The following is a 12,791-nucleotide window of genomic DNA, read 5'->3' as shown; positions in this document are numbered from 1 at the left end:
CATTTGCGGCAATTGCTTTTCAAACCTGTCGCAATTCGGTCATTTCCCTTGACCTCACGGGAATAATCGCCTTCGATGCGCTTCGTGAATGGGAGGCAGCGCATCGGCAACCGATGCGAGTCCGGGAGTGGGCCTTAGAGTGGGATTCACAAACGAAAAAAGATCAAGCGTCGCCTGGCAGAAGGGGCGCCTATAGTAACAGAAAAGGGTCTGTGGGTCATGAAACACATTGCAATCGGCATCCTTGGCGCCGCCGCGCTCGGGTTCATGGCGTCCGCCGCTTCGGCCGGCACGCTCGATACCGTGAAGCAGAAGGGCTTTATCCAGTGCGGCGTCTCCACCGGCCTCGCCGGCTTCTCGGCGCCGGACGACAAGGGTGACTGGAAGGGCATCGACGCGGATTTCTGCCGCGCCGTTGCGGCCGCCGTCTTCGGTGATGGCTCCAAGGTCAAGTTCACGCCGCTCAGCGCCAAGGAGCGTTTCACCGCCCTGCAGTCGGGCGAAATCGACATCCTGTCGCGCAACACCACCTGGACGAGCAACCGCGACAGCGCGCTCGGCCTCGATTTTGTCGGCGTCACCTACTATGACGGCCAGGGCTTCATGATCAACGCCAAGAAGCTGCCGGGCGTGAACTCCGCGCTGCAGCTTTCGGGCGCCGCCGTCTGCGTGCAGAGCGGCACCACGACCGAGCTCAACCTCGCCGACTACTTCAAGAAGAACAAGATGGAATACAACCCCGTCGTGTTCGAGAAGCTGGAAGAGGTCAACGCCGCCTATGACGCGGGCCGCTGCGACGCTTACACCACCGACCAGTCCGGCCTCTATGGCATCCGCTTGACGCTCTCCGCGCCGGCCGACCATGTCGTGCTGCCCGAGATCATTTCCAAGGAGCCGCTCGGCCCGGCCGTGCGCCAGGGCGACGACCAGTGGGCGCATATCGCGCGCTGGACGTATTTCGCGCTGCTCAACGCCGAGGAAGCCGGCATCACGCAGGCGAATGTCGATGAGATGAAGACGTCCGCCGACCCGAACATCCAGCGCATCCTCGGCACCGAACCCGATGGCAAGTACGGCGCCGATCTAGGCCTCTCCAACGATTTTGTTGTCAACATCGTCAAGGCGGTCGGCAACTACGGTGAAATGTTCGAGCGCAATGTCGGCTCGGGCAGCCCGCTCAAGATCGCGCGCGGCATCAACGCGCTGTGGACCAAGGGCGGCCTGCAATACGGTCCGCCGATCCGCTGATTGAAACGTGATCCGGGAGGCAGGTCGTCTGCCTCCCGGTTTCTCTTTCCAGGGGACGGTCCATGGCTTCGCAGGAAATCATTCGCGAGGAGCCGACCCGAGGCTCCTTCATCAACGACCCGAGAATACGCGGCCTGTTCTTTCAAACGCTGGTCGTGATCCTCCTGTTCAGCTCGATCTGGTGGATCGTCCACAACGTCATCGAGAACCTCCAGCGCCTGCACATCGCTTCAGGCTTCGGTTTCCTCAAGAGCAGGGCCGGCTTCGACATCTCCGACACGCCGATCGCCTACACGTCCGACTCGACCTATTTGCGCGCACTGGTCGTCGGTCTGCTCAACACGATCATCGTTGCCGTCGCCGGCATCGTGCTTGCCACGATCGTGGGCTTCACAATCGGCATCGGCCGCCTGTCGCAGAACTGGCTGATCCGCAAGATCTGCACGGTCTATGTCGAGATCTTCCGCAACATCCCGCCGCTGCTGGTCATCTTCTTCTGGTATTCGGGCGTGCTCGCCGTGCTGCCGCCGCCGCGCGAGAGCATCCATCTGCCCTTCGGCTCCTTTCTCAACCAGCGCGGTTTCTATTTGCCGCGCGCTGTTTGGAGTGACGGCTCCTGGTTGATCGGCGTCGCATTGCTGCTTGCCATTGCAATGGCCTGGTTCGTCGCCCACAGGGCGCGACAGCGGCAGAGGGCGACCGGCCAGCAATTCCCGGTTTTCTGGACGTCGGTCGCTCTCATCGTCGGCCTGCCGGTGCTCGCCTTCCTGCTCAGCGGCATGCCGCTGACCTTCGATTTCCCGAAGCAGTCGACCTTCAACCTGACCGGCGGCTTCTGGGTCAAGCCGGAATTCCTGTCGCTCCTTCTGGCGCTCTCTTTCTACACGGCCGCCTTCATCGCCGAGATCGTGCGCGCCGGCATCAGGGGCGTCAGCAAGGGCCAGACCGAGGCCGCGGCCGCACTTGGCCTTCGCTCCGGCCCGATCCTGCGACTGGTCGTGGTGCCTCAGGCGATGCGCATCGTCATCCCGCCGCTCACCAGCCAATATCTCAATCTGACAAAGAACTCCTCGCTCGCCATCGCCATCGGCTATCCCGATCTCACCGCAACCGCCGGCACGGTTCTCAACCAGACGGGACAGGCGGTCGAGGGCGTGTTCATCATGATGATTGCCTATCTGGTGCTGAGCCTCGTGACGTCCGCCGTCATGAACGTCGTCAACGCCCGAATGGCGCTGGTGGAAAGGTAGGGCCATGCAGGAACACGACATGTCCTGGGTGCGCACCGAGATGGCGCTGGCACAGCCGGCTCCGGCCGCAGAACGCGGCGCCTATGCCTGGGTGCGCAAGAACCTGATCGGTTCGGTCGGCGACACTATCCTCACCATCCTCGGCATCGCCATCGTGCTCTGGATCGTGCCGCAGGTCATCAACTGGGCTTTCATCAACGCTCAATGGACCGGGCCGGACCGCACGGTCTGCACCACCGCCGCGCAAGGCGGCATCCAGCCCGACGGCTGGACCGGCGCCTGCTGGGCCTTCGTCAACGCCAAGTTCGGCCAGTTCATGTTCGGCACCTATCCGGTCGAAGAACGTTGGCGGCCGATCGTGGTCGCCATCCTGTTCGTGGTGCTGCTGGTGCCGATGCTCATCCCGCGTGTGCCGCGCAAGGGGCTGAACGCCATCCTGCTCTTTGCGGCGCTGCCCATCGTCGCCTTCTTCCTGTTGGTCGGCGGGGTGCTCGGCCTGCCGCATGTCGAGACGCCGCGCTGGGGTGGGCTCCTCGTCACGCTCAGCCTCTCCTTCGTTGGCATCGCCGTATCATTGCCGCTCGGCGTGGTCCTGGCGCTCGGTCGGCGTTCGAAGATGCCGATTATCAAAATGCTAAGCATCGTCTTCATCGAGACGGTGCGCGGCATTCCATTGATCGTCGTGCTGTTTTTCGCCAGCGTCATGCTGCCGCTGTTCCTCCCCGAGGGTGTCAGTTTCGACAAATACCTGCGCGCTCTGATCGGTGTCTCGCTGTTTGCCGCCGCCTATATGGCGGAGGTGATCCGCGGCGGCCTGCAGGCCATCCCGAAGGGCCAGTATGAGGGCGCCGACTCGCTCGGCCTCGGCTATTGGCAGAAGATGGGCCTGATCGTGCTGCCGCAGGCGCTGAAGCTGGTCATCCCGGGCATCGTCAACACCTTCATCGGCATGTTCAAGGATACCAGCCTGGTGCTCATCATCTCGATGTTCGACCTGCTGGGCGTGGTGAAGCAGAACTTCGCCGATCCCAACTGGGCGACGCCGCAGACCCCGAAATCCGGGCTGATCTTCGCCGCCTTCGTATTCTGGCTGTTCTGCTTCGGCATGTCGCGCTATTCAATGTACACCGAACGCCGGCTCGACACCGGCTACAAACGCTGATGCATGTCGCCCAAAAGTGTGTAGCGGTTTTGGGATAACGACATGCATCAAATCCAACGATAAGGGGAACCTGCCATGGCCACCGAAAACGCCGTCAGCGCGGAAGAGATCAAGGTCAACGCCGCCAAGATGCACATCTCCACCACCGATGTCGCCATCGACATCGTCGGCATGCACAAATGGTATGGCGAGTTCCACGTATTGAAGGACATCAACCTCAAGGTGATGCGCGGCGAGCGCATCGTCATCTGCGGTCCGTCCGGCTCCGGCAAGTCGACGATGATCCGCTGCATCAACCGGCTTGAGGAGCACCAGAAGGGCAAGATCATCGTCGACGGCAAGGAGCTCACCAACGATCTGAAGAAGATCGACGAGGTGCGCCGCGAGGTCGGCATGGTGTTCCAGCACTTCAACCTGTTCCCGCACCTGACCATCCTGGAGAACTGCACGCTGGCGCCGATCTGGGTGCGCAAGATGCCGAAGAAGCAGGCCGAGGAAGTCGCCATGCATTTCCTCAAGCGCGTCAAGATCCCGGAGCAGGCCAACAAGTACCCTGGCCAGCTCTCCGGCGGTCAGCAGCAGCGCGTGGCGATCGCGCGCTCGCTGTGCATGAACCCGCGCATCATGCTGTTCGACGAGCCGACCTCGGCGCTCGATCCGGAAATGATCAAGGAGGTGCTGGAGACGATGGTGGGGCTGGCGGAAGAGGGCATGACCATGCTGTGCGTCACCCACGAGATGGGGTTTGCCCGCAAGGTCGCCAATCGCGTGATCTTCATGGATCAGGGCCAGATCGTCGAGCAGAACACGCCGGCCGAGTTCTTCGACCATCCTCGCCATGAGCGCACCAAGCTGTTCCTGTCGCAGATCCTGCACTGAGCCGGGGAAACGGTTTACTCGCAGGCTGCTTGAGAGCGCTCACGTGCTCGTCATCCTAGGGCGAAGCAAGGAGCGAAGCGACGCGCGCAGACCCTAGGATCCATGCCGTGACGTTAACGCGTTGCAACGGTTATAGAATTCTGCGCCGCGGCATTCGACGTCGAAGGTCACGGCATGGATCCTCGGGTCAAGCCCGAGGATGACGAGTCACGAGCGGCTTCCGCCAATCTCGAAGCAGCGATGAGCGCCGGATTTCATCTTTATCCCCGACGCCTCAGGCGGAAACTTTGGCTGAAGTCCCAAACAAACCATCAGCTCGGCTGCAATGCCCCGGAACCGGCGCGACCGATGAGAAGAACGCTACGATATCTGGCCGCGCTTGTTGTCGCAGTGGCGTTGGCCGCCGTGCTCGGCACGCTGGTGCCGCGTCCGCTCTGGCCTGCCGCCGCGAGAGGCGAGGGGATGCGGCATATCCTGGTGCTCAAGAACCCTATCCACACCGACATCGCGGTTCCCCTCGATGACGGCGTGCGCCGCCGCTTCGCCTTCCTGGCCGATGCCGCGCTGCCCATCGATGCGCCGGAGGCGCGCTACGTCGTCTTCGGCTGGGGCGGCCGCGCCTTCTATCTGGAGACGCCGACCTGGTCGCAATTGAAGGCCGTGCCGGTAGCGAAGGCGCTGACCATCGACGCCTCGGTAATGCATGTCGATGTCGGGGGAACAATCAGGGAGCCACATCCCGATGTCGCCGGTTTTGACATCGACGAAGCGCATTTTTCCGCGCTCCTCGATTACATCGCCGCGAGTTTCAAGCAGGGGCAGAACGGCCCGGTTGTGATCGAGAACGCCGGCTATTCGACCTATGACCGCTTCTACGAGGCCAACGGCCACTTCAACGCGCTGGTTGGCTGCAACACCTGGACGGCGGCAGGTTTGCGCGTTGCCGGCCTGCGCACGGGGTGGTGGAACCCGTTGCCGGTATCGCTGGGGTGGTCGTTGAGGCTGTACAATTGAGGGAGCGTTTCTAGGAATTTACGAGCGCCTCATTCCTTCACACCCCCCTCTGTCCTGCCGGACATCTCCCCCGCAAGGGGGGAGATTGGCAGTCCCTGGGCCTCGCCGGATCTGCGACGTTGAAGGTTGGCGAAAGCGGTCGCGACATCTGATCTCCCCCCTTGCGGGGGAGATGTCCGGCAGGACAGAGGGGGGTGCTGTCCCGCCGGCTTTGCTGATTTGCTAGCCGGACTTCAGAGTGCACCTACCGCCGCACCACCTTCGGCTCTTCCCACCCGTACAGCCAGTCCAGGTCCGCCGCGAGCTTCTCCGCCGGTCGAGCCGCCAGCACCAGGTTGCGGGCGATCGCGACCGGGCCCCAGGCGTGCCAGGCCAGCCGATTGAGCGCGCCGCGTTTCAGCACCCTTTCGACGCGCGGTCGCCGAAGATTTTCCCAGACGGCAAGGCCCTGGGCCGGATCGCCGGGGAAGTCGGCGATCAGATCGGCAAGCATCGAGGCGTCCTCAATCCCCATGGCCGCGCCCTGCGCCGCGAACGGCGTCATGGCATGCGCGGCGTCACCGATCAGCGCGATGCCCTCCGGCATCGTCCAGCGGCGCTGCTCGACCGTGTGGATGGGAAAAGCCGTCCATGGGCCGGCGAGCGCCACCAACCTCGACAGCGTTGCCGCCGTGCCTCGCATGGCGCCTGAGAGGATGGCGGGGTCGGCATGGCCGGACCAGCCTTCGGCGATGCGCTCGCCCTTGGTGAAGGCTGCCAGGTTGAAGGCGGTGCCCTTGCTCACCGGATAGGTGACCATGTGGAAGCCGGCATGCAGGAAGGTGGTGACGCGGTCGGCGGCGGCGATTTGTGCAAAGGCCTGCCCGGCGGCGCTTTCCGCCGGGATCGTCGCGCGCCAGGCGAGCTCGCCCGAAAAGCGGCTTGTCGCAAAGCCGGCCGTCCGGGCAAGCTCGGCGCGAACCGAGGACCACACGCCGTCCGCTCCGGCCAGCAGGCCGCATGCGACCTCCGCGGTTTTGCCGTCGGTCTCGACGGTCACGGTTACGCTTTGCGGGTCGACGGCAATGCCGGTGAGCCGCGCGCCGGTGACAAGTTCGATATTGGGGCGTTGCGCCGCCGCGGCCATCAGTGCCGCCTGCAGGTCGGCGCGATGCGCGACCAGATAGGGTGCCCCCCAGCGACTTTCACCAGCCTCCCCAAGCGGCACGCGCGCCAGCTCGCGCAGGCTTCCTGCGTCCTTCAGCACCACCGCTTCCGGCCGGATCGCACTGGGCAGCAGGTGGTCCAGCGCGCCGAGCCGGCGCAGGATGCGGGTCGCGTTGGGGGAAAGCTGGAGGCCGGCGCCGGCCGCTTCGAGCTGTTTTGCCTGCTCGAACAGTTTTACCGGGTAGCCTCGCGCCGAAAAGGCAAGCGCTGCAGTCAGCCCGGCGACACCAGCCCCGGCGATGACGATTTGCCGGGACCGTGTTTCAGTCATGATCTAGCAGTCATTCATGATCTGCGGGGTCAGGCGGCCTGGTCGACATAGAGGCAGCCGGCCGGCTGCGTTTCCGTCGCCTTCAGCGACGGCGAATAACGGTAGAGCGTCGAGCAGTAGGGGCAGACCTTTTCATTGTCATCGCCCATGTCGAGGAACACGTGCGGATGGTCGAAGGGCGGGTTGGCGCCGGTGCACATGAATTCCCTGACGCCGATCTCGATGACCGGATGGCCGGCATCGTTCTGGAAATGGGGAATGCTACCGCCTGCCATCGTCGTCTCCAATTGGGTTCGGCCAGTGGGTGTGACCAGTCTGCATCTGGAGCATAACAGGCCAGTTTGCAAGATCGATGAAATCAAACTGTCGCAAAAGGCTGGCAGAGGATAAGTTGAGCCGGTTAAGCGCACAAGGCCGGCATCGGAGCGATTCCGTGACGATCATGCGTCATAAAGAAATGTTAGAGCGTCGTTGAGCGGCAATATGCGGCGCCCCTTGGGGACGGTTGCGGGCAAGAGCGGGAAACCATGAACGAACTGAAACCTGTGCAGAGCGAGTTCATCACCGTCGAGGCGGCGAGACCGGACAGCGGCAATCCCGACCGTTTCGTCAACCGTGAATTCTCCTGGCTGCAATTCAACCGCCGTGTGCTGGAAGAATCGCTGAACGAGCATCACCCGCTGCTCGAGCGCGTCCGCTTCCTGTCGATCTCGGCCGCCAATCTCGACGAGTTCTTCATGGTCCGCGTCGCCGGTCTTGCCGGCCAGGTGCGCGAAGGCATCGCGCTGAAAAGCCCGGACGGCCGCACCCCCGAACAGCAGCTCGAGCAATTGCTGCGCGAGGTCGAGCGCCTGCAGGAAGACCAGCAGAAGAGCCTGTCGGCGCTGATGGCGTTGCTCAACAGGGAAGGCATCGAAAGCATCACCCGCGACGCGCTCACCAAGGACGAGAAGACCTGGCTGGAAGAGCATTTCCAGGAACAGGTTTTCCCGGTGCTGACGCCGCTGTCGATCGACCCGGCGCATCCGTTCCCGTTCATCCCCAATCTCGGCTTTTCGATCGCGCTGCAACTGCGCCACCGCAAGAATGGCGAGGAAATGAGCGCGCTGCTGCGCCTGCCGGTGGCGCTGCGCCGCTTCATCCGTCTGCCCGACCGCAAGAACCATGTCCGCTTCATCCCGCTGGAGGAAGTGGTTGGCATGTATATCGGCAAGCTTTTCCCGGGCTACGAGGTCAAAGGCTCCGGCACGTTCCGCATCATCCGCGACAGCGATATCGAGGTGGAGGAAGAGTCGGAAGACCTGGTGCGCCTGTTCGAGACGGCGCTGAAGCGGCGCCGCCGCGGCTCGGTGATCCGCATCGAATTCGACACGCTGATGCCGGCCCAACTGCGCGACTTCGTTGCCGGCGAGCTCGGCGTCTCGTCGAGCCGCATCAGCGTGCTCACCGGCCCGCTGGCGCTCAACCAGATCTCCGAGATCGTCGCCATTCCGCGCGACGACCTGAAGTTCACGCCTTACAATCCGCGCTTCCCCGAGCGCATCCGCGAGCACGGCGGCGATTGCCTGGCCGCCATTCGCGAGAAGGACATCGTCGTCCATCACCCTTACGAATCCTTCGACGTGGTGGTGCAGTTCCTGCGCCAGGCGGCGGCCGATTCCGAAGTGGTGGCGATCAAGCAGACACTCTACCGCACCTCGAACGACAGCCCGATCGTGCGCGCGCTGATCGACGCGGCCGAGGCCGGCAAGTCGGTGACCGCGCTGGTCGAGCTCAAGGCGCGCTTCGACGAGGAAGCCAACATCCGCTGGGCGCGCGATCTCGAACGCGCCGGCGTGCAGGTGGTGTTCGGCTTTCTCGAGCTGAAGACCCACGCCAAGATGTCGCTGGTGGTGCGCCGCGAGGACGGCAAGCTGCGCAACTACGTGCATCTCGGCACCGGCAACTATCATCCGGTCACCGCACGCATCTACACCGACCTGTCCTTCTTCACCACTGATCCGACGATCGCGCGCGATGTCGCGCAGCTTTTCAACTTCATTACCGGCTATGCCGAGCCGGCCGAGGAGATGCGCCTTGCCGTATCGCCGTTCACGCTACGCAAGCGCATCCTGAAGCACATCGCCGAGGAGATCGTCCATGCCCGCGAGGGCCGGCCGGCCCGTATCTGGATGAAGATGAACGCGCTGGTCGATCCGATCATAATCGACGCGCTGTATGACGCCAGCCGAGCCGGCGTCGAGATCGACCTCGTCGTGCGCGGCATCTGCTGCCTGCGGCCACAGGTGCCCGGCCTGTCGGAAAACATTCGGGTGAAATCGATCGTCGGCCGATTCCTCGAGCACAGCCGCATCTTCTGCTTCGGCAACGGCCACGGCCTGCCGTCGGACGAGGCGATCATCTATATCTCGTCCGCCGACATGATGCCGCGCAATCTCGACCGCCGCGTCGAGACCCTGGTGCCGATCACCAATCCAACTGTGCATGAACAGGTGCTTGGCCAGATCATGCTGGGCAACATCATGGACAATCAGCAAAGTTTCGACGTATTGGCTGACGGCACCTCCCGGCGCGTTGTGCTGGAAGAGGGCGAGGAACCGTTCAACGCGCAGGAATATTTCATGACCAATCCGAGCCTGTCGGGACGGGGCGACGCGCTGAAATCGCATGCGCCCAGGCGCATCGCCCAGTTCAAACGCCGCAAGAAGAACGGCGCCGCGTGATTTCAGTCTCCCAGGGCCGGCTTCAGGACCGGCGGCCGCTGTCGATCATCGACATCGGATCGAACTCGATCCGCCTTGTCGTCTATGAGGGCCTGGCGCGCTCGCCCACGCTTCTGTTCAATGAAAAGATGCTGGCCGGCCTCGGCCGCGGCATCGTTTCGACGGGCAAGCTCGACCCAGAGGCGGTGACGCGCTCGATGGAGGAATTCCGGCGGTTCCGCGCGCTGTCGGACCAGGCGGGCGCCGAGCACATGTATGTGCTGGCCACCGCCGCCGCGCGGGAGGCGGGCAACGGCCCCGATTTCATCCACCGCGCCGAGGACGTGCTGAAAACCGAGATCCGCGTGCTCACCGGTCGCCAGGAGGCTTATTATTCGGCGCTCGGCGTCATTTCCGGCTTCCATCCGGCCAACGGCATCGCCGGCGACCTTGGCGGCGGCAGCCTTGAGCTGGTCGACATCAACCGCGAGTCGATCGGCGAAGGCATCACGCTGCCGCTCGGCGGCCTGCGCCTGCAGGACATGGCCAAGAACTCGCTTGTCCAGGCGCAGAAGATCGCGCGCCAGGAACTGGCGCGGGCAAAGCTGCTCAAGGGCGGGCAGGGCCGGGTCTTCTACGCTGTCGGCGGCACCTGGCGAAACCTCGCCAGGCTGCATATGGAGATGACCAACTACCCGCTCGGCGTCATGCATCACTACGAGATATCGGCCGACAGCGCGCAGGTATTCCTGAAGCAGGTGGCCAGGGGCGAGGTCGAGAAGGTGAGGGGCATCGAGGGCGTCTCCAAGAACCGCCGCTCGCTGCTGCCCTACGGCGCCGTCGTGCTGCAGGAGATCATGTCGGCGATGCAGCCGTCGAAGATCGTCGTCTCGGCACAGGGCGTGCGCGAAGGCTTTCTCTATTCGCTGCTCGACGCGGAGGAGCAGAAGGCCGACCCGCTGATCTCTGCGGCCGAGGAATTGGCGCTGCTGCGCTCGCGCTCGGTGCACCATGCGCACGACCTGGTCGAATGGACCGGCAAGGCCTTCAAGGCCTTCGGCATCGACGAGACGGAAGACGAGGCGCGCTACCGCCATGCCGCCTGTCTGCTTGCCGATATCGGCTGGCGCGCGCATCCGGAATATCGCGGCAGGCAGTCGCTCAACATCATCGCTCATGCCTCCTTCATCGGGGTCGACCATCCGGGCCGCACCTACCTGGCCCTGGCCAGCGCCTACCGCCATGACGGCATCTTCAACGATGGCATCGCGCCCGAGATCAAGGCGCTGGCGCCGCCGCGCCTTCTGGAACGCGCCCGCACGCTCGCGGCCATGATGCGCGTCGTCTATCTGCTCACTGCGGCAATGCCGGGCGTGATGCCACGCCTGAAATGGGAAAGCCGTGGCAACGGCGCACTGGCGCTGGTGCTGCCGGCGTCGCTTTCCGACCTCTATGGCGAGCGCCCGGCCGGCCGGCTGGCGCAATTGGCAAGGATCACCAGCCGCCGCCTTGTGCTGGCGGTCGAAGGCGGGCCGAGCGTGTCGGTGAAGTAACGGATCAGGTAATCTCGGCGCCGATGCCGAAACCGTGCCCATCGGCCGACCACGCGCCGGCACCGGCCATGGCGAGCGCCAGGAACCCACCGGCAATAGCGATGTCCTTCATCAGCATCTGCTGGTGCAGGAAGGCAAGCGTGGCATCGTCCGCGCCCTGGCCGTAATGGCCGATGAAACCGGCGGCGATCGCGAAGGCGGCAAGCAGCAACGCCACGATCCGTGTCTGCAAGCCGATCAGGATCAGCAATCCGGCAATCAGCTCGAACAGGCCGGTGCCCCAGGCAGCCAAGGTCGGCAGCGGCAGGCCGAGGCCAGCGAAATAGCTGGTCGTGCCGGCGATGTTGGTGAGTGCCTGAAAACCCGAGGGCACGAACAGCGCGGCTAGCAGGAGCCGCGAGACAAGAAGCAGTGCGTTGCGGGCCATGGCCACCTCCCTTGCCGTCTGCCGATGCAGTCTACGCCTGCAAATGGAAAAACGAAAAAGCGGCGCGGAAAATTCCGCGCCGCTTCCGTTGGCAGTCTGGGAGGAACAGGCAATTCCAGGAAAAGTGTGAGGCGTTAGGTTCGGCGACTCCGCCGTAACCTTTCGTCCGGAATTGCGTCGACAAAAACTTCAGCCGCGCTTGGCGTCGATCGAGTAGGCGCCGGCGCCGGAAGAAGCGAGCAGGATGAAGCCGCCGGTGATGGCGAGGTTCTTGAGGAACTGGATCATCTGCATCTGGTCGGCCCAGCCGGTGTGGGCGACCAGCCCGGTGGCGATCGTGAAGATGGCGAGCACCCAGGCCGCGATCCGCGTCTGGAAGCCGACGAGGATGGCAACGCCGCCGAGCAGTTCGATCAGGCCGACGACAACGGCGGTGACCGTGGGCAGCGGCAGGCCGAGGCCGCCGAAATATGCAGCGGTGCCGGAAATGGCGGTGAGCTTGCCGAAGCCGGAAAGCAGGAAGATGACGGCAAGCAGGATGCGGCCGAGCAGGATCGTGGTGGAGCTGTTGGACTGGGTGCCGTTGCCGGCGACGGAAGAGTTGATGGACATGGCGGTTCTCCGAACGGGGTTGAATGATCTGTCAGATAGACGATGGAGACTGTTCACCAAAAGCCACCTATGTGGCGACACATTGTTCACAGATTATATGTTTCAGTGAAGGCGAGATCGGCGCGAAATTCGTATCGCCAGATCCGGCCGCGGGAGCAAATTCGCCCCCAGATAAATGCGCTGGTTCCGAAACGCAGAACGACTGGGACTTGGAGATTGGCCGAAACGCCCGCGACTTCGTCATCCACGGGCGAAGCAAGGAGCGAAGCGACGCGGCGCAGACCCGAGGATCCATTGCGTGACTTCAAAACAGCCGCCGCGGTGCAGGTTCTGCTCCCCTGCGCTTCACGCCCGAGACCGCGGCATGGATCCCAGGGTCTTCGCGACGCCGCTTCGCCCTGGGATTGTTTGAGAAGGATCGGGTAGTTTGGCGGCCGGGACTGCGGCCCATCACAGCCGGCAGTCCC

The 12,791-nt window shown here is 63.6% G+C and carries 11 protein-coding genes; 7 read left to right on the top strand and 4 right to left on the bottom strand.

All coding sequences use genetic code 11. The features are described 5' to 3' along the window. Positions 1-219: 219 nt before the first annotated feature. From ACWGS9_RS27595 to ACWGS9_RS27575, 5 genes are all read left to right on the top strand, one after another. Entirely contained in the window at positions 220-1,248 is a 1,029-nt protein-coding gene (locus ACWGS9_RS27595) for an amino acid ABC transporter substrate-binding protein (RefSeq protein WP_454508215.1), read from the top strand. A gap of 62 nt (positions 1,249-1,310) precedes the next feature. Then, complete coding sequence (locus ACWGS9_RS27590) at positions 1,311-2,498, top strand: amino acid ABC transporter permease (protein ID WP_454508214.1); 1,188 nt, start codon at positions 1,311-1,313, stop codon at positions 2,496-2,498. A 4-nt stretch (positions 2,499-2,502) separates the two neighbouring features. Then, positions 2,503-3,660: an amino acid ABC transporter permease gene (locus ACWGS9_RS27585; protein ID WP_454508213.1), complete on the top strand. Its 1,158-nt coding sequence runs from the start codon at positions 2,503-2,505 to the stop codon at positions 3,658-3,660. A gap of 129 nt (positions 3,661-3,789) precedes the next feature. Beyond that, a complete protein-coding gene (locus ACWGS9_RS27580; RefSeq protein WP_371009974.1) occupies positions 3,790-4,539 on the top strand; it encodes an amino acid ABC transporter ATP-binding protein in 750 nt (249 codons plus the stop codon). A gap of 348 nt (positions 4,540-4,887) precedes the next feature. After that, positions 4,888-5,553 carry a TIGR02117 family protein gene (locus tag ACWGS9_RS27575; protein WP_454508212.1) on the top strand — a complete coding sequence of 222 codons (666 nt, stop codon included), beginning with the start codon at positions 4,888-4,890 and terminating at the stop codon, positions 5,551-5,553. A 244-nt stretch (positions 5,554-5,797) separates the two neighbouring features. Here the strand turns inward: ACWGS9_RS27575 and ACWGS9_RS27570 are convergent, their stop codons facing one another. Both ACWGS9_RS27570 and ACWGS9_RS27565 read right to left on the bottom strand, forming a co-directional pair. After that, complete coding sequence (locus ACWGS9_RS27570; protein ID WP_454508211.1) at positions 5,798-7,030, bottom strand: FAD-dependent monooxygenase; 1,233 nt, start codon at positions 7,028-7,030, stop codon at positions 5,798-5,800. 29 nt (positions 7,031-7,059) lie between these two features. Further along, positions 7,060-7,305 (bottom strand): zinc-finger domain-containing protein, encoded by a 246-nt coding sequence (locus tag ACWGS9_RS27565; protein ID WP_112097842.1) that lies wholly within the window; start codon positions 7,303-7,305, stop codon positions 7,060-7,062. Between the two features lie 252 nt (positions 7,306-7,557). Between ACWGS9_RS27565 and ACWGS9_RS27560 the strand changes: the two genes are divergently transcribed. Together ACWGS9_RS27560 and ppx are read left to right on the top strand one after the other, a co-directional pair. Next, positions 7,558-9,753 (top strand): RNA degradosome polyphosphate kinase, encoded by a 2,196-nt coding sequence (locus ACWGS9_RS27560; protein ID WP_454508210.1) that lies wholly within the window; start codon positions 7,558-7,560, stop codon positions 9,751-9,753. After that, the gene (gene ppx / locus ACWGS9_RS27555; RefSeq protein WP_454508209.1) at positions 9,750-11,285 is read left to right on the top strand and encodes an exopolyphosphatase; all 1,536 of its coding nucleotides are present in this window, start codon (positions 9,750-9,752) and stop codon (positions 11,283-11,285) included. Before ACWGS9_RS27560 ends, ppx begins: the two co-directional genes overlap by 4 nt. A 4-nt stretch (positions 11,286-11,289) precedes the next feature. On the opposite strand, the gene ACWGS9_RS27550 is transcribed toward ppx, so the two are convergent. Beyond that, positions 11,290-11,712, bottom strand: a complete 423-nt coding sequence (locus tag ACWGS9_RS27550; protein WP_454508208.1) for a DoxX family protein — start codon at positions 11,710-11,712, stop codon at positions 11,290-11,292. Between the two features lie 189 nt (positions 11,713-11,901). Next, entirely contained in the window at positions 11,902-12,324 is a 423-nt protein-coding gene (locus tag ACWGS9_RS27545) for a DoxX family protein (protein ID WP_320217259.1), read from the bottom strand. Positions 12,325-12,791 lie beyond the last annotated feature (467 nt).

Source organism: Mesorhizobium sp. Arg314 (assembly GCF_053714275.1).
The sequence above is the reverse complement of the archived record's forward strand: the minus strand, read 5'-3'. Positions and strand labels throughout refer to the sequence as shown.